The sequence below is a fragment of the Winogradskyella sp. genome (genome assembly GCF_003712105.1).
Lineage (GTDB): Bacteria > Bacteroidota > Bacteroidia > Flavobacteriales > Flavobacteriaceae > Winogradskyella.
The window spans coordinates 261,545-284,083 of sequence record NZ_RHLG01000005.1 but is presented as its reverse complement, the minus strand read 5'-3'; the positions used below and the strand labels follow the sequence as shown (position 1 = coordinate 284,083).

Annotated in this window: 22 protein-coding genes; 9 read left to right on the top strand and 13 right to left on the bottom strand. The window is 32.7% G+C overall.

Annotated features, from left to right (window positions below; translation table 11 throughout):
* Window positions 1–22 precede the first annotated feature (22 nt).
* Complete coding sequence (locus ED556_RS12665) at window positions 23–541, top strand: gamma carbonic anhydrase family protein (RefSeq protein ID WP_296324445.1); 519 nt, start codon at window positions 23–25, stop codon at window positions 539–541.
* Window positions 542–549: 8 nt separating this feature from the next.
* Here the strand turns inward: ED556_RS12665 and murI are convergent, their stop codons facing one another.
* From murI to ED556_RS12625, 8 genes are all read right to left on the bottom strand, one after another.
* A complete protein-coding gene (gene murI, locus ED556_RS12660) occupies window positions 550–1,329 on the bottom strand; it encodes a glutamate racemase (RefSeq protein WP_296324444.1) in 780 nt (259 codons plus the stop codon).
* 68 nt (window positions 1,330–1,397) lie between these two features.
* Window positions 1,398–1,898 carry an OmpH family outer membrane protein gene (locus ED556_RS12655; RefSeq protein WP_296324442.1) on the bottom strand — a complete coding sequence of 167 codons (501 nt, stop codon included), beginning with the start codon at window positions 1,896–1,898 and terminating at the stop codon, window positions 1,398–1,400.
* A 42-nt stretch (window positions 1,899–1,940) separates the two neighbouring features.
* The gene (locus ED556_RS12650) at window positions 1,941–3,032 is read right to left on the bottom strand and encodes an OmpH family outer membrane protein (RefSeq protein ID WP_296324438.1); all 1,092 of its coding nucleotides are present in this window, start codon (window positions 3,030–3,032) and stop codon (window positions 1,941–1,943) included.
* Between the two features lie 149 nt (window positions 3,033–3,181).
* A complete protein-coding gene (locus ED556_RS12645) occupies window positions 3,182–5,833 on the bottom strand; it encodes a POTRA domain-containing protein (RefSeq protein ID WP_296324435.1) in 2,652 nt (883 codons plus the stop codon).
* Complete coding sequence (locus tag ED556_RS12640) at window positions 5,766–6,506, bottom strand: isoprenyl transferase (RefSeq protein WP_296324432.1); 741 nt, start codon at window positions 6,504–6,506, stop codon at window positions 5,766–5,768. Before ED556_RS12640 ends, ED556_RS12645 begins: the two co-directional genes overlap by 68 nt.
* 3 nt (window positions 6,507–6,509) lie before the next feature.
* Window positions 6,510–7,199 carry a DUF6089 family protein gene (locus ED556_RS12635; protein WP_296324428.1) on the bottom strand — a complete coding sequence of 230 codons (690 nt, stop codon included), beginning with the start codon at window positions 7,197–7,199 and terminating at the stop codon, window positions 6,510–6,512.
* A gap of 98 nt (window positions 7,200–7,297) precedes the next feature.
* Window positions 7,298–8,176 (bottom strand): NAD kinase, encoded by an 879-nt coding sequence (locus tag ED556_RS12630; RefSeq protein WP_296324425.1) that lies wholly within the window; start codon window positions 8,174–8,176, stop codon window positions 7,298–7,300.
* Window positions 8,177–8,179: 3 nt separating this feature from the next.
* A complete protein-coding gene (locus ED556_RS12625; RefSeq protein WP_296324422.1) occupies window positions 8,180–8,836 on the bottom strand; it encodes a CBS domain-containing protein in 657 nt (218 codons plus the stop codon).
* Window positions 8,837–8,925: 89 nt separating this feature from the next.
* Between ED556_RS12625 and ED556_RS12620 the strand changes: the two genes are divergently transcribed.
* The 5 genes from ED556_RS12620 to clpX all read left to right on the top strand — a co-directional run bounded on the left by ED556_RS12620 (window position 8,926) and on the right by clpX (window position 13,834).
* The gene (locus ED556_RS12620) at window positions 8,926–9,639 is read left to right on the top strand and encodes a pyridoxine 5'-phosphate synthase (protein WP_296324419.1); all 714 of its coding nucleotides are present in this window, start codon (window positions 8,926–8,928) and stop codon (window positions 9,637–9,639) included.
* On the top strand, window positions 9,636–10,400 hold the full coding sequence (locus tag ED556_RS12615; RefSeq protein WP_296324416.1) for an alpha/beta fold hydrolase: 765 nt from the start codon (window positions 9,636–9,638) through the stop codon (window positions 10,398–10,400). Before ED556_RS12620 ends, ED556_RS12615 begins: the two co-directional genes overlap by 4 nt.
* A gap of 74 nt (window positions 10,401–10,474) precedes the next feature.
* Window positions 10,475–11,797 carry a trigger factor gene (gene tig / locus ED556_RS12610; protein WP_296324564.1) on the top strand — a complete coding sequence of 441 codons (1,323 nt, stop codon included), beginning with the start codon at window positions 10,475–10,477 and terminating at the stop codon, window positions 11,795–11,797.
* An 87-nt stretch (window positions 11,798–11,884) separates the two neighbouring features.
* The gene (clpP, locus tag ED556_RS12605) at window positions 11,885–12,559 is read left to right on the top strand and encodes an ATP-dependent Clp endopeptidase proteolytic subunit ClpP (RefSeq protein ID WP_296324414.1); all 675 of its coding nucleotides are present in this window, start codon (window positions 11,885–11,887) and stop codon (window positions 12,557–12,559) included.
* A gap of 42 nt (window positions 12,560–12,601) precedes the next feature.
* The gene (gene clpX / locus ED556_RS12600) at window positions 12,602–13,834 is read left to right on the top strand and encodes an ATP-dependent Clp protease ATP-binding subunit ClpX (protein WP_296324411.1); all 1,233 of its coding nucleotides are present in this window, start codon (window positions 12,602–12,604) and stop codon (window positions 13,832–13,834) included.
* A 197-nt stretch (window positions 13,835–14,031) separates the two neighbouring features.
* On the opposite strand, the gene ED556_RS12595 is transcribed toward clpX, so the two are convergent.
* Window positions 14,032–15,546: a GH3 auxin-responsive promoter family protein gene (locus ED556_RS12595; protein WP_296324408.1), complete on the bottom strand. Its 1,515-nt coding sequence runs from the start codon at window positions 15,544–15,546 to the stop codon at window positions 14,032–14,034.
* A gap of 43 nt (window positions 15,547–15,589) precedes the next feature.
* On the opposite strand from ED556_RS12595, the gene ED556_RS12590 reads away from it, so the two are divergent.
* Complete coding sequence (locus tag ED556_RS12590; protein WP_296324405.1) at window positions 15,590–16,381, top strand: DUF2797 domain-containing protein; 792 nt, start codon at window positions 15,590–15,592, stop codon at window positions 16,379–16,381.
* On the opposite strand, the gene ED556_RS12585 is transcribed toward ED556_RS12590, so the two are convergent.
* The 4 genes from ED556_RS12585 to ED556_RS12570 all read right to left on the bottom strand — a co-directional run bounded on the left by ED556_RS12585 (window position 16,378) and on the right by ED556_RS12570 (window position 20,850).
* Entirely contained in the window at window positions 16,378–17,007 is a 630-nt protein-coding gene (locus ED556_RS12585) for a LysE family transporter (RefSeq protein WP_296324403.1), read from the bottom strand. The genes ED556_RS12590 and ED556_RS12585 overlap by 4 nt on opposite strands.
* A 105-nt stretch (window positions 17,008–17,112) precedes the next feature.
* Window positions 17,113–17,307, bottom strand: a complete 195-nt coding sequence (rpsU, locus tag ED556_RS12580) for a 30S ribosomal protein S21 (RefSeq protein ID WP_296324400.1) — start codon at window positions 17,305–17,307, stop codon at window positions 17,113–17,115.
* Between the two features lie 104 nt (window positions 17,308–17,411).
* The gene (locus ED556_RS12575; RefSeq protein ID WP_296324396.1) at window positions 17,412–20,048 is read right to left on the bottom strand and encodes an AsmA family protein; all 2,637 of its coding nucleotides are present in this window, start codon (window positions 20,046–20,048) and stop codon (window positions 17,412–17,414) included.
* A gap of 97 nt (window positions 20,049–20,145) precedes the next feature.
* On the bottom strand, window positions 20,146–20,850 hold the full coding sequence (locus ED556_RS12570; RefSeq protein ID WP_296324394.1) for a queuosine precursor transporter: 705 nt from the start codon (window positions 20,848–20,850) through the stop codon (window positions 20,146–20,148).
* 69 nt (window positions 20,851–20,919) lie between these two features.
* On the opposite strand from ED556_RS12570, the gene folK reads away from it, so the two are divergent.
* A complete protein-coding gene (gene folK / locus ED556_RS12565; RefSeq protein WP_296324391.1) occupies window positions 20,920–22,053 on the top strand; it encodes a 2-amino-4-hydroxy-6-hydroxymethyldihydropteridine diphosphokinase in 1,134 nt (377 codons plus the stop codon).
* Window positions 22,040–22,522, top strand: coding sequence for a GyrI-like domain-containing protein (locus ED556_RS12560; RefSeq protein WP_296324390.1), 483 nt, complete (start codon window positions 22,040–22,042; stop codon window positions 22,520–22,522). Before folK ends, ED556_RS12560 begins: the two co-directional genes overlap by 14 nt.
* The last annotated feature ends 17 nt before the right edge of the window (window positions 22,523–22,539 follow it).

Here is a 22,539-nt window from a genome sequence, read left to right as displayed (position 1 = left end):
TTTTAAGCATATATTTTTAACTATGCCAATTATAAAGCCTGTACGAGGAATCCATCCAGAAATTTCAAAAGATTGTTTTATTGCTGATAATGCTACTATAGTTGGTGAAGTAACTATAGGAAAAGAATGCAGTGTTTGGTTTAATGCTGTAATTCGTGGTGATGTACATTATATCAAAATAGGTGATAAAGTTAATGTGCAAGATGGAGCAGTAATACATGCTACATACCAAAAATCACCAACAACTATTGGTAATAATGTATCTATAGGACATAATGCAATCGTGCATGGCTGTACCATAAAGGATAATGTTTTAATAGGTATGGGTAGCATTGTAATGGACGATTGCGTGGTTGAATCTAATAGTATAATTGCTGCTGGCGCGGTTGTTACTCAAAATACAATTGTAGAATCTGGAAGTATTTATGCTGGTGTCCCTGCTAAAAAAGTAAAAGATATTAGTAAAGAACTTATCTCAGGAGAAATAGACAGAATCGCCAATAACTATGTGAAATATTCAAGTTGGTTTAAGGAAGAATAAAAAGATGCTTAAAAGTCTAAATATTCAACCTTAAAACTACCTCCTAAAATAGATTTTAGAACTTCTGTATCTGTATTAGAATAAAACTGAATATTAGGTTTATTATTACTTCCATTAAGCAAATCATTTGCATCTAAAATGGTTTTGGTTTGTTTTGCGACTGCCAAACCAGAATCTATAATTGTAACATTTTCCGGCAGTAATTTATTAAGGATAGGGATAAGGTATGGATAGTGAGTACAGCCTAACACTAAGTAATCTATTTGTTGCTCTAACATTGGTTCTAAGTACTTTTCCAGTAAGCTTTCCATTCTATCAGAGTGTAATTGACCAGATTCTATAAGTGGTACAATACCTTCTCCAATTTGCTCAACAATGGTAATGCCGCTAGCATATAAGTCACTGGTTTTGTGAAACAGTAGACTACTTAGTGTGCCTTTAGTTGCTAAAATACCTACCGTCTTAGTTTTTGTGTTTAGAGCAGCTGGTTTGATAGCAGGTTCAATTCCTATAAAAGGAATATCGTAATGTTCTCTTAAATATGAAATAGCATTTGTTGTGGCGGTATTACAAGCCACAACTATGAGTTTACAATTTCTATGAAGTAGAAATTCGGTATTCTTGATACAAAGTTGTAGTATATCTTCTTTCGACCTATTGCCGTATGGTGCATTTTTACTGTCTGCTAGGTAAATGCAATCTTCATTTGGTAATAACGCATGTATTTCTTTAAAAATAGATGTGCCTCCAACACCAGAATCAAATATGCCAATAGGTTTATTTTGCATTTTACAAAAATAAAAAGCCACTTTCAAAAAAGCGGCTTTGATATTAATGTTTTAAAAAGTATTTATTTTTAAATACCTAATTCTTTTTTTACATCAGCAGTAATATCTTTACCAGTAGCAACAACTAAAGTTGTTAAGTCTAGTACATAATCATATCCTAATGCAGTTGCTACTTTTTTAACAGCGGCTTGAGCTTTTTCTCTAATAGGCTTTATCTTATCAAGCTCTTGTTTCTGGATGTCTTGTTGAGCTTGCTGTTGATACACAGCTAGACTTTGCTCCATACCTTGAACTTCAGCCTGACGCTTTTTATTCTCTTCGTCAGTTTGAGTAGGACCTTCTGCAGTATATTGCTTTACCTTATCTTGCAATTCCTTTAAAGATGCTTGAATTTCAGTATTGTATGTATTATTCAACTTTTCTATTTCAGCTTGAGCAGTCTTGTATTCAGGCATAGCAGTAATAACCTCTCCAAGGTTAATATGCGCAATCTTACTTTGAGCACTACTCAAACTTGTTCCTCCAACAAAAAGTACAATTGCTAATAAAAGTGTTTTTAATCGTTTCATTTTTAATTTAGTATTTACGTGTTTTTATGTTATTATTAATCCTTAATTACCATCGTTTCCATTGGCTTTTGCCTTTCTGATGGAATCATTTTTTCTCAACTGCTTTAATCGTTCTTCTCTGGCTTTTTTACGTTGTTCTAAAATTTTCTTTTTACGGTCTTCAAGTGCTTTTTTTCTAGCCTCTCTATCTTTTAAAGCTTTCTGTCGTTTCTCTTCAGCTGTTAATGGTTTTGTTGAGCCAGATTTCGCATTTGTTGAGTCTGTCTTCTTAACACTTGCTGATTTTTCATTTAGTTTACTTGTTGCAGAATCTTTTACCTGCGTTGCAGTCTCTTTATCTGAATTCTTTTTATTTCTTGCATCAATTACTTTCTGACGTCTTTCTTCAGCTTCTCTCTTTTTAGCTTCTCTAGCTTCTTTTTGTTTTTGTCTGCGTTCTTCTAACGCTTTTTCGCGTTCTAAACGTTTTTCTTCTAACTCTGCTTTACGTTGTGCTTTGCGTTCTTCAAGTGCTTTAGCACGTTCATCTTTCGAATCATTTACTTCAGGTACTGCTTCTTCTTTCTCTAACTCGCGTCTTTCTTGCTTAGTTTTTGCTTGTTCTCTCTTATTAGCTCGCGTAATTATTTTTAAAACTTGCTCACTTATATCGTAGCGCTCTGCTGAGTATAACATTAAAAAATCAGCATTTTTATCAAAAATAAAATCGTATTTTCTATTTTCTGCAATTTCTTTAACTGCAGCATAAATTTGATCTTGAACAGGTTGAACTAATTGTCTACGTTGAATCACCATATCTCCGCCAGGGCCAAATCTTTTTTGCTGATAATCTAGAACTTCTGCTTCTTCATAAGATATATCTTCAAGTCTTTCCTCATAAAGTTCTTTGGTTAAAAGTACTTTTTCATTTTCCAAAGATTTTTTCTTTGTTTCTATATCTGCAAGCTGTTTTTCAATCTCTGATTTCCATTTTGTTAGTTTAGTCTCTAACTGAGAAGTAGCTTCTTGATAATTCGGAATATTTTGAAGAATATATTCCGTGTCGATATAACCAATTCTAACACCGCGTTGCGCATAACTACTATATGTAATTAGACCAACTATTGCCAATATGTAAAGAACTCTATATTTCATAGATGTATATTTTATTTAATTGATTCGGTTTTTTGATAACTCCATGTTTATTAAACATAGATGGTACTTCAAATAAACGAAATATATTCTTAAAAATTTTAACACCATTACGAAATGTTATTAAGCTGTTAGAAAATATCGTGCCAAAGTTAAAATTGTTGCCCAATAATGAAATGAGTTTCCCAGCCATTTTTTTGTGTTAAACCTGGTAATGGGTCAAATCCATGACCAAAGTCAATACCTAATAATCCAAATGCAGGCATAAAAATCCGCACACCAAACCCCGCAGAGCGCTTTAGATTAAATGGATTAAAATCTCTAAAGTTATTTACAGATACTCCACCTTCAACAAAGGATAACAAATATATTTTGGCACCTTGACCTAAAGTAACTGGATAGCGAAGCTCAAGTGAAAATTTATTATAAATAGAACCTCCATCAGTTGAAGCTCCACCAGTTTCTTCGTTCAATGGAGTTAAGGATTGGTTTGGATAACCTCTTAATTGTATAACTTCTCGACCATCAAGGGCAAAATTACCAAGTCCATCACCGCCTAAGAAGAAACGCTCAAATGGGATAACACCTCTATCATTATTATAAGCACCTAAAAATCCAAACTCAGCACTAGGTCTTAGGACTAAATCATATTTGCCTATTTTAGTAATTGATGTATACCAATCCGCTTTAAATTTTATTTTATAAAATTCTAACCAATTAAATCGCTGCTGATCTATTTCTGCAATTCTTTCAGAATCTGCAATTGGATCTAGACCATCGCGTTCATTTTTAAGTGCTTCATAATCCACACCATTTAATAATGAATATGGAAAGGATAATTTTACAGATGCAGAAAAGTTTGATCCACCAGTTGGAAATATCGGGTCATTATAAGTGTTATTACGAGTGAGACCAATAGTGTACGACAAGTTATTAGAACTACCGTTTCCAAAAGTAAATAACCCTGTGTTATAGTTATTTAAATCATAATTTTGAAAACTCAATGCCTGAGATAGCAGAAAATAATCATCTGGTGATTTAAGTCTAGTAGAAACCCCAAGCGTTGCACCAATAATATTAAAACTTCTACTACGGTCCGCACGTCTAGTATTAGGATCAAATAAAAACTGACGTGAATAGGATAATGATGTTGACAGTTGAAACGGCTTTTTTCCGCCTAACCATGGTTCGGTAAAGGAAAGGCTGTAAGTCTGAAAGAATTGACTTGCCTGTAATCGTAATGCTACGCTTTGTCCATCACCTCTCGGAACAGGACTGTACGCCTCACCATTAAAAATATTTCTTAAAGAAAAATTATTGAATGATAGTCCAAGGGTTCCTATAAAACCTCCTCCGCCATATCCGCCTTGAAGCTCTATCTGGCTAGAACCTTGTTCTTCAACCGTATACTCAATATCTAACGTGCCATCAACTGGGTTAGGATTCTTTATGTCTGGTACAATGGCTTGAGCATTAAAGAAACCTAGTTGACCTAGTTCTCTGATTGTTCTAATTATATTTGCTCTACTGTAAAGTTCACCAGGTCTTGTACGTATCTCTCTATAAATAACATGGTCATTGGTAATATCATTACCTTTTACAGTAACACTGTTAAAATATGCTGGTTTTCCTTCTGTAATCCTTATTTCCAAATCAATCACATTGCCATCTGCACTTACTTCAACAGGGTTAATTGATGAGAACATATAACCCGTATTTTGATAGACATTAGTTAAATCAATGCCGTCTGGTTTTTCTTCATTTGCAATACGCTTCTTTAATTCAATTCCATTGTATGTGTCGCCTTCTTCTATTCTAAGTATTCGAGATAAGAACTCATCCGTGTACACGGTATTACCAACAAAATCTATTTTACCAAACGTGTATTTTTCACCTTCCTCAACATCAATAACAAGACTAATAGTTTTATCATTATTATATATTATAGAATCTTTAATAATACGTGCATCTCTAAATCCATTTTCCTTGTATTTGTCTATTATACTAACTAAATCTTCTTTATAATTTTCTTCAACGTATTTGGAGCGTTTGAGCAATCTTATAGGATTCTTCTTTTTAGTATTTTTCATGGCTTTTCTAAGCTTTTTGGCTTTAAGCTTTTCATTGCCATTAAATGTTATAGATTTTATCTTAACCTTGTTACCTTTATCTATATTTATAAGCATGTTTACTTGCTTTTTCTCAACAGAATCATTTTTCACTTCTGAGGTTGTAACATTAACCTTGGTGTTGAGAAACCCTTTTTTCTTATACTTATTAGTGAGATAGTTTCGAGTTGTAGTTATCAGATTTTCGGTAACTTTAACACGTTGTTTTAAATTGTTTTCATCAAGAATTTCGTCAATTTTTCCTTTTTTAACACCCTGAACTTTTACTTCTTTTAATTCTGGTAAGTCCGAAAGATTAATTTCTATATCAACTTTATCATCATCTGTAATATTTGTAAAATAAATATCAATTTCACTAAAAAGGTTAGAGCCCCAAAGTTTTTTAACAGCATCTCCAATTTTGTCACCGCCAAATGAAACTTCTTGTCCTTTCTTGAGTCTTGAGTAAGTGATTATTGTACGTGCATTAAAAGCAGTATTTCCTGTCACTATGATATCGTTGATGGTATATTTTTTATCATCTTGACCAAATGTATTTTGGGTCGAGAATAAAATAAAAAGTATAATTATGGTGTATAGTTTCTTCAAAGGCTCCAAAGTGATGCTTTTAAGTAAGCTGTTCGCTTGTTTTTCCAAATCTTCGTTCTCTATTTTGATAATTTTTAATAGCTTCAATAAGATGTTCTTTCTTAAAATCGGGCCAAAAAATATCTGTAAAATATAATTCCGCGTATGCAATTTGCCACAATAAAAAATTGCTAATCCGTTGCTCTCCACTAGTGCGAATTAGCAAATCTACATCTGGTAAATTTTGCGTGTAAAGATGCTTATTTATAATTGATTCATCAATACTTTCAGATGAAATTATATTATTTTTAACTTTAACTGACAATTCTTTAACAACATTAACAATTTCTTCCCGAGAACCGTAGCTAAGTGCTAGAGTTAATGTCATATGTTCATTATCTTTTGTTTTTTCTTGAACATATTTCAACTCTTCAAAAGCCTTTTTAGGTAAGTCTTTTAATGATCCTATGGCTGTAAGCTTAATTTTGTTGTCCTGAAGTGTTTTGATTTCCTTTTTTAATGATTTAACCAAAAGTTTCATTAAGGTTTGAACCTCTAATTTAGGTCTATTCCAGTTTTCTGTAGAAAATGCATAAAGTGTTAAATGTTTTACACCAAGCTCCGCACATGCTTCTACTGTTTCACGAACAGCCTTTGTGCCATTTTCATGACCTATTACTCTCATCAAACCTTTTTGTTTAGCCCAACGACCATTACCATCCATTATCACTGCAATGTGATTAGGTAATTTGGTGATATCAACGAGGTCTCTTAGATTCATGCATTAAAAGTTACAATAACAAGGTTTTTGTCCAAATGTATAGGTTAATGTCAAACCTGTAAACGTGTACCAGTCATTACTATTTGTATTACCAAAACTAAATTGCTGCCTAAAATCTGCATCAGGCACGCTTCCGTCTAACTCGTCTGAAAATGTAAAACGGGCTCCAATCTCGGCGCCTAAGACTAAATGTGGACTAATTAGTACTTTATAACCAAGTACCATAGGTATTCCATAAGCCCAGCTATTTGTATTTTCTGATGTTAAAACACCATTGTTATCAAAGAAAAAATTCTCGTGTCTAGCTAAAGATATCCCAGTGTACAAGTAGGGCGTACCTTTAAGGCTTATTTCATGTAAGTTAAAATCGAAAAATGTAAACTCTATACCTGCTGAAACTTCAAACAATCCATTTCTAAAACCATAATTACGCTGTTGGCGTCTAGGGTCATCTGATTTTGAGTCTACAGCTTCAATATTAGTAAAAATTGCGGATACTCTGAAAGAATGACGAGGACTTCGATTCCATTTCAAAATTGCTCCAATAGCTGCTTGATTTGGAGAAATATAGTTTGTAGAACCTACATCACCAATAAAATTACTTCCACCAGCAAAAACACCAATCTCATAGATTTGTGCACTACTAGTTTGGTAACTAAACACAATGGTTAAAAACAGCAGTAAATACCTCATAAATCTTCAAAAGTTTGCAAATATAATAATTAAGATGAGTCTTTAACAATTTGATACAAATTGTCTTACAGAAAACTGGATTTATGGCTATTTATTGCCTAATTTCTTCGATCTTCGCCCCAAAGCATTTTTTTTCGGAGCGTATCTATAAAGCTTTCATCTAAAAGTTCTACCATTTTTATATAAAATGATGCCTTTTTTATTTTAACTACTGAAGTGTTGGGGAGCGTAATAATACGTGAATCGAGAGATAAGAGAAATTGATCTTCTCTACCGTTAACTTTTAATTTAACTTCTGTCTTATCAGGAATTACTAAGGGTCTTGCATTTAGATTATGAGGTGCAATGGGTGTAAGTACAAAATTATTAGCTTCTGGAGAAATTACTGGACCACCACAACTTAAACTATATCCAGTAGAACCAGTTGGAGTAGAAAGAATAAGACCATCTGCCCAATACGATGTAAGATACTCCTCATCTAAGTGAGTTTCAACGGTTATCATCGAGGTGGTATTTTTTCGACTTATGGTAATTTCATTTAAAGCAAAATTTGTCTCAATAAGCATATTATTTATTGGATCAACCTCAACAGATAATACAGATCTCTCAGATAACTTGTATTTTTTATTGAAAATATCAACTAATGCATCTTCAATCTCATTGGTTTGTACAGTTGCTAAAAATCCTAATCTTCCTGTGTTAATACCAACAATAGGGATATCTAAATTTCTTACAAAGGTAATTGCCCTTAGTATTGTACCATCACCACCAATACTTATTAGTAAATCATAAGAATTGTCAAGTACAGTAAACGATTCTAATGTCCTATCATTATGGAGTATATTCTTCTGAAGGCTTAAAAATTGAGATTCAACAAAAGTGTTAACATTATAATTCTTTAAAGCGGTAACAAGTACTTCGAAAGCTTTAGTATTGTTTTCGTTAGCGTAATTTTGACCATAAATTGCAACCTTCATAAGTTAAATATTTAGGTATTTATCGAGATATTTCGAGCGGTCTTTTAAACTCTTTATATAACTATCGTCTTCGTAACCGGCCAAGATATTATAACTGTAACGTCTAAAGGTTTGAATAACGTCATTAAGACTCGTATTACTAATCTTTAGCGTAATCTGAACAAGGTCGTTTTCGATTTTAGATATAAATGCGCCAAGTAATTTCGCATTGTTTGATTCAACGATTTGACTTATTTCACTAAAAGAATAATCCTGAATTCCTTTTTCCACAATTAAAATACCACCAGGTTCTGAAAAGAAGGGTGTGTCATTAAAAAGACCAATGATATCATTAAGTTCATAATACCCAAGATATTTGTTGTTCGCATCCAAAACAGGCATGATATTACTGTTGTTTTGTGCAAAAGATTCTAGTACATCTAACCAGTTCGTTGATGCTCTAACAAAAAAGCCTTCTGCTGTATATAAACAGTCGGTTATAGATTTATTGGAGTCAAAACAATGGGCGTCAGTTTCAGGAATGCAGCCAATATAAACGTCTTCTTTTTTAATAGGAATATGAGAATATGTAAGCTGATTAAACAGTTGCTGTAAGTCACCAATTGTTTCATCAACATGTAAAGGTTTAATATCATTTATTATAAATTTCTCTAACTGCATAAGGCTTAAATATACAACTGCAAATTAATTAAAAATAAAGAGAAATTGCGTGTTGTACTTTGTATTTTTGTGATTCAATACCAAGAAAAATGACCAAACTGAGTGTTAATATTAATAAGATAGCAACGCTAAGAAATAGTAGAGGTGGCGATGTGCCAAATGTTGTTCAATTTGCAAAAGATGTTCAACGATTTGGAGCTGAAGGTGTAACGATACATCCAAGACCAGATGAACGACATATACGTTATCAAGATGCTCGAGATTTAAAACCAATTGTACATACCGAATATAATATTGAAGGTAATCCTATACCAAAGTTTATAGATTTGGTATTGGAAACTCAACCTACACAAGTTACCTTGGTTCCGGATAGTGTTGATGCAATAACCTCTAATGCAGGTTGGGATACACTAAAACATAAAGATTTTTTAATAGAAGTTATTTCTGAGTTTAAGCGTAATGATATCAGAACTTCAATTTTTGTAGACCCAGTTTTGGAACAGATTGAAGGTGCAAAAGTGACAGGTACAGATCGTATAGAATTATATACTGAGGCATTTGCACATGAATACCAACAGGGAAATGAAGACGCAATAAAACCTTATACAGATTGTGCTGAACTAGCAAATAAGATTGGTTTAGGTGTTAATGCAGGTCATGATTTATCATTAGATAATATCAAGTTCTTTAAAGATAATATTGAAGGCTTATTAGAAGTTTCAATTGGTCACGCTTTAATCTCTGAAAGTCTTTATCTGGGTGTTGAAAATGTAATACAAATGTATTTGCATAGATTGTCATGAAGTTACACAGCAATAGTTTTGGAGAAGGTAAACCCTTCGTGATTTTGCATGGGTTTTTAGGTATGGGTGATAACTGGAAAACCCTAGGCCGAAAGTTTTCTGAGCATAATTTTCAAGTACATTTAGTAGATCAGCGTAATCATGGTAGAAGCTTTCATTCTGATAAGTTTGATTACGATCTTATGGTCGAAGATTTAAAGGCTTTTTGCGATGAAAATGACCTCAAAGAAATTATACTTTTAGGGCATTCTATGGGTGGCAAAACTGCTATGGCTTTTGCTACAAAATATCCTAGTCTTGTAGATAAATTAATTATTGCAGACATTTCACCACGTTATTATCCAATTCATCATGATGCTATTTTAGAAGGATTATCTTCATTAGACTTTTCTCAGATAAAATCTCGAGGGCAAGCAGATAAAGTTTTAGAAAATTATGTGCCAGAAATAGGCACACGCATGTTTTTACTTAAAAACTTATATTGGGTAGAAAAAGGACAGCTAGGATTACGTATTAACTTACCTGTATTAAAAGATAATGTGTCAGAAGTAGGTGAGGCGTTAGACATTCATGCAACATTTTCTAAACCGACACTATTTTTAAGAGGCGATAAGTCAGAGTATATTGGTGTTTCTGATGAAGCATTAATACATCGTCATTTCACCGATGCTAAAATTCAGACTATTGCAAATGCAGGACATTGGTTGCATGCCGAAAATTCAAAAGACTTTTTTGAAGCCGTAATTGATTTTATCATTTAAAATCAATTACTTATTCTATTGTTGGCTTGTGAAAAAATATGTACTTTTGCACCCCAATTTTAGTATGTATTACAATGAATATTACAAGAGAAGACATTGATGCTTTAAATGCAGTTGTTAAAGTTGATATCGCGAAAGAAGATTATAGCGATAAAGTAGAAAAAATCTTATCGGATTATCGTAAGTCTGCTAACATTCCAGGATTTCGTAAAGGTCATGTACCAATGGGAATGGTTAAAAAGCAATATGGTAAAGCTGTGCTAGTTGATGAAGTAAATAAATTGCTTCAAGATGCGCTAGGAAAATACTTAGTTGAAGAAAAACTAGATGTATTAGGTAATCCATTGCCAAAACCACAAGACGATTTAGATTGGAATGCTGATTCTTTTTCTTTTGAATTTGAACTTGGTCTTGCACCAGAGTTTGATGTGAAACTAAAAGGCAAAAAAGCTATAACACATTATAACATCATCGCCGATAAAAAGATGATTGACAACCAAGTGGAGCACATTCAAAAGCAATATGGTAAGTTAGTGTCTCAAACAGAAGTTGCAGAAGATTCTGAAATTACTGGAAAGTTTACTAATGAAGCAGAAGGTATAGAAAACGTTGCTACAATAACTTTAGACAAAGTAAAAGGAAAGACTAATGCTAAGAAGTTCGTTGGAGCTAAAGTTGGTGATGTTATTACTTTAAAAACGAAAGGATTATTTAACGATAGTCATGATTTAATGACATTCTTAAAAGTGTCTCATGATGATGCGCACAGCTTAAACGTTGAGGTTAATTTTGAAGTTTCAGAAGTTAATACAAGAGAGCTTGCAGATTTAGACCAAGAGTTGTTCGATAAGATATTTGGAGCAAAGGTTGTAACCTCAGTAACAGAATTAAAAGCTAAAATCAAGGAAGATTCTGAAAAACAATTTGCGCAACAAGGTGACCAAAAGTTATTGAATGATGTAACCGAATATCTGGTGGATAGTACAAAATTTGACTTGCCATCAGAATTCTTACAAAAATGGATGCAAACTTCTGGTGAAGAGCCAATGACTGAAGAGCAGGCTAAAGAAGAATATGAGAAGTCTGAAAAAAGTATGCGTTATCAATTAATCGAGGCTAAAATTATTAATGATAATAAGCTTCAAGTTCAGTTTGAAGACTTAAAAGCGTATTCTATGGATATGATTAAGGCGCAAATGGCACAATTTGGTCAGATGAATCCTTCAGAAAAAGAATTAGAAGATATTGCGGCTCGTATCCTTTCTAACCAAGATGAGGTAAAACGTTTATCTGAACAATTAATGAGTCAAAAACTATTAGAACTTTACAAAAAAGAAGCTAATCTTAAGACAAAAGAAATAAGTTATGATGATTTTGTAAAAGAATTTTACAGTTAATCATTTAGTAATATAAATTGTATCTTTAAGGCGTGGAATCAATTGATCCCACGCCTTAATAATTTAACGACAAACAGAATTTAAAATATGGATTTCGGAAAAGAATTTGAAAAATTTGCAACCAAAGATCAAGGAATAAATAGTAATTATTACAGTAAGATTATACAAAGTATGTATCCAACTAATTTGACGCCAAATATTATAGAAGAACGTCAAATGAACATCGCCATTTTTGATGTATTCTCAAGGCTAATGATGGATCGTATTATTTTCTTAGGTACTGGAGTAAATGACCAAGTGGCTAATATCATTCAAGCACAATTGCTATTTCTTCAAAGTGTAGATGCTTCAAAAGACATTCAAATTTATATTAACTCGCCAGGTGGTTCAGTGTATGCAGGGTTAGGTATTTACGATACTATGCAGTTTGTAAAACCAGATGTAGCTACAATATGTACAGGTATTGCAGCATCTATGGCAGCTGTTTTATTGTGTGCTGGTGAAAAAGGTAAGCGTTCGGCTTTAAAACATTCAAGAGTCATGATTCATCAACCCATGAGTGGAACTCAAGGTCAAGTTTCAGATATGGAGATAGCTGTGCGTGAGACTATAAAGGTAAAGGAAGAATTATATAATATTATATCTAGTCATTCAGGTAAACCTTATGAACAGGTTGAAAAAGATTCGGATAGAGATTATTGGATGAAATCCGACGAGGCTCTAGAATATGGTATGATTGATGAGGTTTTAGGTAGAAAGTAATAATAGCTTTTACGACTAAAACAACCTAATTGAATTAAAATTATGGCAAAGGAAGAATTAGAATGTTCATTTTGTGGTAGGAAAAAGCCAGAAACAAATTTACTCATCGCTGGGTTAGATGCTCACATTTGTGATCGTTGTATTACTCAAGCAAATGGGATTGTTATAGAAGAGTCTAAGCAAAGTAATAATTCTGACTTAAGCGCAGAGTTAATGCTTAAGAAGCCTAAAGAAATCAAGGCATTTTTAGACGAATACATTATAGGTCAAGAGCATACCAAACGCGTTATGTCTGTTGCTGTATATAATCACTACAAACGATTATTACAAGCACCAACTGATGACGATATAGAGATTCAGAAGAGTAATATCATTATGGTTGGACAAACCGGAACTGGTAAAACTCTAATGGCAAAAACAGTGGCTAGAATGCTTAATGTACCTTTGGCTATTGTTGATGCTACTGTATTAACAGAAGCTGGATATGTTGGTGAAGATGTAGAAAGTATCCTAACACGTTTATTACAAGCCGCAGATTATAACTTAGAAAAAGCTGAGCGCGGTATTGTGTTTATCGACGAGATAGATAAAATTGCACGCAAAAGTGATAACCCATCAATTACTAGAGATGTTTCAGGTGAAGGCGTTCAGCAAGCATTATTAAAATTATTAGAAGGTACAGTTGTTAATGTGCCGCCAAAAGGTGGTCGTAAACATCCTGATCAAAAGTTTATAGAGGTTAATACAGAGCATATTTTATTTATTGCAGGTGGTGCTTTTGACGGTATTGAACGTGTTATTACTAAGCGTCTAAACATGCAAGCCATAGGATATAGTTCTATTAGCTCGGATGATAATGTAGATAATGATAACATTCTACAATATATTATACCAAAAGACCTAAAAGATTTTGGTCTAATTCCTGAAATTATTGGCCGTCTTCCAGTATTAACTCATATGGACCCATTAGATGGTAAAACGTTAAGAGCTATTTTGACTGAGCCTAAAAATGCCATTGTTAAGCAATACAAAAAGTTGTTTGCAATGGATGATGTAGAGCTGTCTATTACTGAAGGTGCTTTAGAATTTATAGTGTCTAAAGCCATTGAATATAAGCTAGGAGCAAGAGGTTTACGATCGTTATGCGAAGAAATTTTAACAGATGCAATGTTTAATTTACCAGGTTCTGGTGAAACTAAATTAAGCGTTACTAAAAATTATGCTGAAGAAAAATTAACGAAGTCAACACTTAAAAAGTTAAAAGCAGTTTCTTAGTATAAATTGAAGTATAAAAACTAAAAACCCATGAAAATTTTCATGGGTTTTTTATTGTTGAATTAATTAACTGTAATAAATGCGGTCAGTATGATGATAAAAGTATTGGTTGAAATTCTTTCTTCAAATTATCTTAGTCGAGATGTAGAATTATTCGGTATAAAAAATTAAGAGGTAAATATTCAGGATAAACTGTTTTATTTGTCCATCTTTAGAAGCTCATCAATATAATTTCTGGTGTTAGATAATCTAGGAACTTTATGTTGACCACCAAGTTTATTGTTGGCTTTAAGCCAATCATAAAAAAGATTTTCTCTTGCACTATGAATTTTTGGCTTTTTGAGGGTCATATTATTATAACGCTTAGCTTCATAGTCAGAGTTTAGAGCTTTCAATGCATTGTCAAATAACTCTTCAAAATATGCCATATTCTCTGGTGGTTTTTTGAATTCAATAATCCACTCATGTGCACCTTTTTCTTTGCCTTGCATAAAAATAGGAGCAGCAGTATAATCGACGATTTCAGCCTTTGTTCGTTTGCATACTTTTTTTAAAGCGTCTTCTGCGTTTTCTATAATTAACTCCTCACCAAAAGCATTAATATGATGCTTTGTTCGGCCAGACACCTTGATACGATGTGGTTTTAGGCTAACAAAACGTACTGTATCACCAATCTTATAGCGCCATAAGCCTGCATTTGTGGTAATAATAACTGCGTAGTTTTTATGGAGCTCAACATCACTTAACGGAATTACCTTCTGGTGTTTTGTACCATAAGTATCCATTGGAATAAATTCATAAAAAATACCGTAATCGAGCATTAGCAATAAATCTCCAGAATAGTTTTGGTCCTGAATAGCAAAAAAACCTTCTGAGGCATTATAGATTTCGTAATATTTAAATTCTTTGGACGGTAGTATCGCTCTATACTGTTCAATATATGGATTGAAACTAACACCGCCATGAAAATAGACTTCAAGGTTTGGCCATATATCGAAGAGGTTATTTTTTTCTGTACGATCTAAAATATTGTTAAGTAGTACCAGCATCCAAGAAGGCACGCCAGCAAGACTTGTAACATTTTCTTCAATAGTTTCTTCAACTATAGCTTGCATTTTAGTTTCCCACTCGCTCATTAAAGACACCTTACTACTTGGTGTACTGCTAAACTCAGCCCAAAAGGGCATATTGTCAATTAAAATTGCACTAAGGTCGCCGAAGACAGTCCCATTTTCTTTGTAGAGTTCTTTGCTGCCACCAAGTCTTAAGCTTTTTCCAGTAAATAACTGTGAATCTTCATTGTTGTTCAAATACATGCAAAGCAAATCTTTGCTTGCAGCGTAGTGGCAATCTTCTAAAGATTCAGTACTTACAGGTATAAACTTGCTTTTAGCATTTGTTGTTCCGCTAGATTTCGCGAACCACTTAATAGGTTTTGGCCAAAAAATGTTTTGTTCTCCTAATCTTGAGCGTTCAATATTTGGTTGTATGTCTTCATAATTTACTACAGGCACACGTTGGTTAAACTCTTTGTATGTTTTGATTGAAGCAAAATCGTATTGCTTACCAACTTCAGTATCCTTAGCGTGTTTTAATAAGCTAAAGAGTAATTCGTTTTGCACTTCGTTAGGGTATTTTAAAAACAATTCAATCTGATGAAATCGCTTTTTTAAAAACCACGAAGCAATAGAATTTACAATAGGAATTGGCATTTTTTGGCTAATTTAGCAGTGCTAAAAATACTAAAATTCTTCTATGGTTTACACAGGTGTACTAACCAAAATGCAAACAGAATTTCTTAAGCCAATTCAGTATTATTTGGTTTTTGAGAATGACTTCATCCATATGAATCAGCTTTTAGATAAATCTATTAGTCTTAGGCTGGTTGGAGAACAGTGTTTAAGTTGCGGTTTAGACAGACCTATTTATAGACAGGGCTTTTGTAGAAGTTGCTTCTTTGATAAGCCTGATGCAGGTGAATGGATAATGAGACCAGAATTAAGTAAAGCGCATTTAGGTATAGAAGATAGAGATCTAGAGTACGAGAAAAAAGTTCAATTGAAGGCTCATATCGTTTACTTAGCAAATTCAAGTAATGTCAAAGTTGGAGTGACGCGTAAGAGCCAAGTACCAACACGATGGATTGACCAAGGTGCCCATGAAGCTATTGAAATAGTTGAAGTGCCAAATAGGTATTTGGCAGGTATTACTGAGGTAGCTTTAAAAGATCATGTCGCTGATAAAACGAATTGGCGAAAAATGTTGAAGAACGATATCGAAGATGTAGATCTTAAAAATTGGCGAGAAAAATTGAAAGCTTATATACCTGATGAGGCAAAGGAATTTTTTATAGATTATAATGAAGAGACACTATTACATTTTCCGGTCATTAAATATCCCGAAAAACCAAATAGTCTAAATCTTAAAAAGCTATTACAATATTCAGGTAAACTTGTTGGTATAAAAGGGCAATACTTAATCTTTGACGATGCTACCGTTTTTAATGTTCGAGCTAATGAAGGCTTGGTAGTTGAAATAGGTATTTAGACAAAATACAGTTTTGCAAATTGTAGCATACCGACCGAGACTAATAATGAACCAGTAACTTTATTTATAATTTGGTTGACATTACTAAACTTTCTCATCATATAAACACTAAACTTTCCATAAAAGTAAAGTGTAAGAGTCTTACCAAGATATACACCTATAAAAAAGCCAAATAATTGTGCTACTGGCGAAGAGATAGTAAGCATAGCTACTTTACTATTAATAATACCATAAACCAATAACCAATATATTAATACTGGCGGATTTAATAAGCCAAGTAAAAAGCCAGTTGCATACTTAGACTTTAAAGCTGACGATTTTGATTTAGGTGTACTATTAGATTTATCTTTTTTAAAGAATAATAAACCACCGATACCCAATAAAGTAATGGCAAGTAAGACTTGTACCCATTGATTGGTGCTAAAGAAATCCTTAACCATCATATTATAGTTAAGTGCATAAACAGATAATAAAACTTCTGCTACACCTGCAGTAATTGCAATTTTTAAAGCTTGCTTTAGATTTTGCTTTATGGTTGTATTTATTACAGCAATATTTGAAGCTCCTAATGGTAGTGCTCCAATAATAGAGGTAGAAATTCCGAGTAAAGCAAATAGTAAAATCATGTTGCTTTTGTAGTAAAAGCAAAAACATCCTTACAGGGTTAGCAAAAATTAGTGCAAAAAAAAGCGACCAACTAGTGGTCGCTTATATATTGAGGGTAATATTAGTTATATATCTTCTTGGTCTCTTAGAGTTTGGATGTACTGCGCTTTTTGAATTTCTCTTCTACGCTTAACAGAAGGTTTAGTGAAATAACGAGATTCTCTTAAATTTTGCATGATTTGCACATTTCTATGCTTACGCTTATATCTTTTAAGAGCTCTTTCTATGTTTTCGCCTTCTTTGATTTCTATTTTGATCATATCCTTTAATTATTTTAATAATCTCTAAAAGAGTTTGCAAAGATACTATCTTTTATGAAATAAACGAATTATTGTAAAAGAAATTGATGAGGATAACAACCGAATTAATTCTCAGTTGAATCTTTTCCTTTCTTTTTACCTTTTAGAATATTACCAAGAACATTTTTTATTGGGTCTTTTACAGAGGTTTTGGTGGTGTCAATTTTATTAAGGCTTGTTGAATCTACGGCTTCAGAATCATCAGGTTTTTTGTCGCCTAGAAGACCACCTAACAAGTCATTAATTTTGTCCTTGCCTTTACCAATTAGTTTGTCTTTCTGAATTTCGATAAGTTGCTTAGTGAGATTCGTGATGCCACTACTTAAATCTGTATTTACTTTAGGACTTTTAAAAGTTCCACTAATATCAGCAATAACAGGTATTGAAATTTTATCGACTTCCGAATCATTTATTTTACCAATTAATCTATTAACCTCAGAGCCCAAATACTTAGCAGGTACTTGCAACTCGGCTTTATAATTAATGTTGTTTGTGAAACTATGAGTTCCAGATACCGTAATAGGAATATCTTCATAATTGATAGTGAATGGTTTTACAGACACTTGACCATTATCAAAACTTAGTTTGGTTTTTAAGTCTTTTAAATCAATCTTATCAAGGTCAATAAAACCTAACTCTTTACCTAAAGCAGACAATATCTTACTTTGTGTAGCGGTGATTTTTGTTGTTAAGATTTCTGCTAAAGCATCACCTGATATAGTAGTTAAATCTGGTCTAAACTCTTGATCCAATAAACCACTTATATTGATGGTGGAATTTAATTTTCCTTGTAAGACTTTAGCAATTGGGGCTAAAGTTTCTAACAGTTCTAAATCTTTGAAAGATTGAGAAATATCAAACTCTTGCATCCCTAACTGCATATTAAATTTAGGCTTAGTCTCTTTTGTAGATACATTGCCCGAAATACCAAACTGACCCTTAAACAAGTCTGTAGTCATATTTTTTAGTGTGGCATTTTGGTCTTTAATTAATAATTGACCCTTAACGTTTTTAAGGTTCAAATTATCATAGATTACTGTCTTAGCATCAGCAGTTATCGTGCAATCTAAAAAATCAGGAATCTTTAATGATTCATCATCAGATGATGTTTTATTCGAAGTTTCTGTCGCAGCGGTATCTTCGACCATAAAATCTGAAATAGCAAATACATTAGAGTTGACTTTAAAATTTCCTTGCAGCTTTTTATCACTCAACAAAAACCCTAATAGATTAGTAATTGTTCCTGTAGCTGAAAAATCACTTTTACCCGTCAAGGCATCAAAATTGTTTAAACTTACGGTTTTAGGATTAAAGGTTAAATCAGCTTTGTTAATCTGGATGGGGTTTACAATATCTTCAGAGGAAAAAATAAAATTGCTAACAGAGACACTTCCGTTGTTTTTAATACGTTGGTATGCACTAGTTTCTATAGCATCCATATCAAAAGCGGTATTCAATTTCCCTTTTAAAATTCCGCTGAGCTGATTATCTAACTCTATAGGATACGCTTTTGTAATATTTGCTAAGTTTAATACACCATCTAAATTAGCATTGACCAATACGCTGCCTGTTAAATCTCTAATATGAGCTTCAGACTTAAAGACATCTTCATCTATTCTAAAATTAAGTTTATTTACATCTATGTAAGTGTCTTCGGTTTTGCCAGTTTTATTTTTAATTGAGGCATCAATATTAATATTGGTCACGCGTTTTGGTAAATCGGGATATTTAAATGATGCATCCTGAGATTGCATATTTATGTCTAAAGTTGGAATGGTTTCTTCAGAAATTAAACCTTTAATTGTGCCATTTACTTTAAAGTTTCCGGTGGTGCTTACATTTTCAATATTCTTAGCATATTCTTTAGGGATAACTGCAAGAAAGTCTTTAAAAGACGATTCAGGGTTTTTAAAGCTAATATCTACTTGTTGTCCATTCTCAACTATTTGTACAAAACCCTGAAATTCTAATGGCAGTGCATTAATGAAGCCTTCATTTTCTTTAAAGGAATATGTTTCTTCTTCTAAATCCAAACCGATTAAAGCAGCAAGTTTTAAGGTGTTATTACTTAAATATTCTGTGCTGTCAATAGAAATGCTAATTCTGGCTTCGGTGTTAGTGTCTAATTCAGATTGCTCTGCTGAGAAAATTCCTTTTCCATAATGATTTATTTCGGTAAGATGAATATTGGTATTAGCACCTTCATCTATATACGTAAATGCGCTATTGTTAATCTTGTAGTTTTTGATGTCAAAACTAAAAGCTGATGAAGATTCTGATTTAGAAACTTCATTTTCATCAGTTTTTAAAATATCATAATTTGTTGAGCCTTTTTCATTTGTTTTTAAGGAAAGTAATAATTCATCGGCTATAATTTCATTAACCACTAAAGCCTCATCAGAACCTTTAAATAGTTCTTTTATTGCCATATCTAAAGACAATGATTTTGCAGTCGCTAGGGTTTCCTCTTCAAATGGACTGTAAGTATTTATTATGAGATTGTCAATGTTAACTTCGGCCTTAGGAAAACTACTGATTAGGCTTAAACTAATAGTGTCAAAACTTAAATCAGCATTGAGATTTTTATCTGCATAATTCTTGACAATAGTTTCTATTTTAGATTCTAAGAAAAATGGAATTGCAATAAGAATTGTGATAAAAATGAGTAATGATATTACAACGATTTTGAGAACTTTCTTCATAGGATATTAGTTATAGCTTTAGTAATATCTACGCACAGTTGTTAAGAATAGTTGTCTTAATAGTATTGTTTGTAAAGATTTTGAGGTTTTTGTAAAACTAAAGAAGTTCTATCTCTTCGTTTATTTCAAGCTTAAATCGCCTTCTAAAGACATACACACCAAGGTAAAGAAACGGTGTGTCAAATAAAGCCACAAGAACTTTAAAAAGGAACCCACTTATCAATAGTCCTTTAAAATTTGCCCAATCTATGATTTCGAATGAGCAAAGCAAAAATACAATAGTGAATGTATCTACAAATTGTGAAAACCAGGTCGAAAAATTATTCCTCAGCCATAAGTGTTTACCTTTTGTTAACCGCTTCCAAAAGTGATAAATCTGAATATCTACAAATTGAGCAAACAAATACGTAAGCATACTTGCAAATACTGCTATGACGGAGTTGCCAAAAACAGTTTTATACATCTCATCATCTACATAAGACCATGAAGTAGCTGGCACAATATTACCCACATATATAATGAGTAGGGAAAATATAGAGGCGAAAATACCAACAATTACAACATCATTAGCACGCTTTTTACCATAGATTTCACTTATTAAATCTGTAATTAAAAATGTAATAGGATACGGTAAAATACCAACAGATATTTCAAAAAGTTTGCTCCCAAAGATTTCTATATCTACAGGATACCAGTAAAAAAACTTCTGAAAGATAAGATTAGAGACAACTAATGATGTAATAAATAACGCGCCAAGTAATAAATAAATACGCTGTGCTAATAGCTTGTCTTTAAGAGGCATTGAAAATGGTTAATAAATAGTTTAAGTAAAGATAAACTAATAATATTTCTTTTAGTTATTTTGTTTTTAATGACACCAACCAAAACAGTTTATATCGCATTAGGCAGCAATAAAGGAAACAAATTGCAGTATTTGCAATCTGCTCTGAACGCAATATTTGAAAAAGTTGGTATTATTCAGAAGATATCTAAGGTGTACAATACACCTGCTTTAGGGTTTGAAGGTGACGATTTCTACAACGCATGTATTAAGGTAAGTACCACTTTAAAACCCAAAAAGTTACTCAAAGTATTACAAAATATTGAGTCCGATTTAGGACGTTTAAAAAGAACGAAGACTACTTACGAGTCTCGTGAAATTGATTTAGATATTTTGTTTTATGATGCTGAAATAGTAGAGGAAAAACAAGTAACAATTCCGCATCCTGAATTGCAAAATCGCAAATTTGTTTTACAACCATTACATGATATCATTAAAGATTTTGAGCATCCTACATTAAATAAATCGATTGGAGATTTACTTGATGAATGCGAAGATGATTCTCAGATTGAACCCATTAATATTTGGTTGAAAAACCCTAAGAAAGAGTATAGCTTTAGCAAATTTAATTTCATAGCAATAGAAGGAAATATAGGGGCAGGAAAAACGAGTTTGGCTGGCAAAATCGCCCAAGATTTTAATGCAAAACTCATATTAGAACGCTTTGCTGACAATCCGTTTTTGCCAAAATTTTACAAAGAACCTGAGCGTTATGCATTTACTTTAGAAATGTCGTTTTTAGCTGACCGTTATCAGCAAATAAGCGACGATTTATCTCAACTGGATTTGTTTAAAGATTTCATAGTTAGCGATTATGATGTACATAAGTCACTGATATTCTCAAAAGTAACCTTGCCAGAGGACGAATTTTTGTTATACAGAAAGCTGTTTTACCAAGTATATAAGGATATTGCCAAACCAGATTTATACGTTTATCTCTACCAAAACACAAAACGACTTCAGGAAAACATCAAAAAACGTGGTCGTAAATACGAAAAGGATATTGAAAACGAATATTTGGAAAAAATAAATTCGGGTTATTTAGAGTTCCTTAAATCTCAGACCGATTTAAATGTGAAAATTATTGATATTTCTGATAAAGATTTTGTGAAAAATAGAGGAGATTATCTGTGGATACTAAATGAGATTAATGATGAAGTATAAAATTGTTGAAGCTAGAGCATTTAATATTGTTGGATTAAAGGCTGATGCGAATTTTGTAACTAATGGTCAAGTGACATCGCAATTAGCTCGGGGATTTATGCCAAGACTAAAAGACATAAAGTCCCTAAAAGATCCTTATACATTGTCATTACAAAAATATGAAGATTTTAATTTTAAGAACTTCAACCCCAGCACGTCTTTTGAAAAATGGATTGGTGTTGAGGTAGATACTTTTGATGCGATTCCAGAAGATTTAGAAACTCTAACAATACCGTCGGGGAATTATTTAGTTATAGATTTTAAAGGCTCAATCCCGGAGTTCATAAAGCAATGGCAGTATATACATTCTACTTGGCTGCCGAAATCTGAATTTGAGTTAGATCATAGACCACATTTTGAACGTTTACCACCGAGTTACAATCCCGCTAATCAAGACAACGACGAGGAAATTTGGATTCCTATAAAGTGATTAAATCTTTGAGTTAG

Excerpts from the sequence above, each read along its gene's own strand:
- ED556_RS12665 (WP_296324445.1), top strand. The coding sequence starts at position 23 with ATGCCAATTATAAAGCCTGTACGAGGAATCCATCCAGAAATTTCAAAA.
- murI (WP_296324444.1), bottom strand. The coding sequence starts at position 1,329 with ATGCAAAATAAACCTATTGGCATATTTGATTCTGGTGTTGGAGGCACA.
- ED556_RS12655 (WP_296324442.1), bottom strand. The coding sequence starts at position 1,898 with ATGAAACGATTAAAAACACTTTTATTAGCAATTGTACTTTTTGTTGGA.
- ED556_RS12650 (WP_296324438.1), bottom strand. The coding sequence starts at position 3,032 with ATGAAATATAGAGTTCTTTACATATTGGCAATAGTTGGTCTAATTACA.
- ED556_RS12640 (WP_296324432.1), bottom strand. The coding sequence starts at position 6,506 with ATGAATCTAAGAGACCTCGTTGATATCACCAAATTACCTAATCACATT.
- ED556_RS12635 (WP_296324428.1), bottom strand. The coding sequence starts at position 7,199 with ATGAGGTATTTACTGCTGTTTTTAACCATTGTGTTTAGTTACCAAACT.
- ED556_RS12630 (WP_296324425.1), bottom strand. The coding sequence starts at position 8,176 with ATGAAGGTTGCAATTTATGGTCAAAATTACGCTAACGAAAACAATACT.
- ED556_RS12625 (WP_296324422.1), bottom strand. The coding sequence starts at position 8,836 with ATGCAGTTAGAGAAATTTATAATAAATGATATTAAACCTTTACATGTT.
- ED556_RS12620 (WP_296324419.1), top strand. The coding sequence starts at position 8,926 with ATGACCAAACTGAGTGTTAATATTAATAAGATAGCAACGCTAAGAAAT.
- ED556_RS12615 (WP_296324416.1), top strand. The coding sequence starts at position 9,636 with ATGAAGTTACACAGCAATAGTTTTGGAGAAGGTAAACCCTTCGTGATT.
- tig (WP_296324564.1), top strand. The coding sequence starts at position 10,475 with ATGAATATTACAAGAGAAGACATTGATGCTTTAAATGCAGTTGTTAAA.
- clpP (WP_296324414.1), top strand. The coding sequence starts at position 11,885 with ATGGATTTCGGAAAAGAATTTGAAAAATTTGCAACCAAAGATCAAGGA.
- clpX (WP_296324411.1), top strand. The coding sequence starts at position 12,602 with ATGGCAAAGGAAGAATTAGAATGTTCATTTTGTGGTAGGAAAAAGCCA.
- ED556_RS12595 (WP_296324408.1), bottom strand. The coding sequence starts at position 15,546 with ATGCCAATTCCTATTGTAAATTCTATTGCTTCGTGGTTTTTAAAAAAG.
- ED556_RS12590 (WP_296324405.1), top strand. The coding sequence starts at position 15,590 with ATGGTTTACACAGGTGTACTAACCAAAATGCAAACAGAATTTCTTAAG.
- ED556_RS12585 (WP_296324403.1), bottom strand. The coding sequence starts at position 17,007 with ATGATTTTACTATTTGCTTTACTCGGAATTTCTACCTCTATTATTGGA.
- rpsU (WP_296324400.1), bottom strand. The coding sequence starts at position 17,307 with ATGATCAAAATAGAAATCAAAGAAGGCGAAAACATAGAAAGAGCTCTT.
- ED556_RS12575 (WP_296324396.1), bottom strand. The coding sequence starts at position 20,048 with ATGAAGAAAGTTCTCAAAATCGTTGTAATATCATTACTCATTTTTATC.
- ED556_RS12570 (WP_296324394.1), bottom strand. The coding sequence starts at position 20,850 with ATGCCTCTTAAAGACAAGCTATTAGCACAGCGTATTTATTTATTACTT.
- folK (WP_296324391.1), top strand. The coding sequence starts at position 20,920 with ATGACACCAACCAAAACAGTTTATATCGCATTAGGCAGCAATAAAGGA.
- ED556_RS12560 (WP_296324390.1), top strand. The coding sequence starts at position 22,040 with ATGATGAAGTATAAAATTGTTGAAGCTAGAGCATTTAATATTGTTGGA.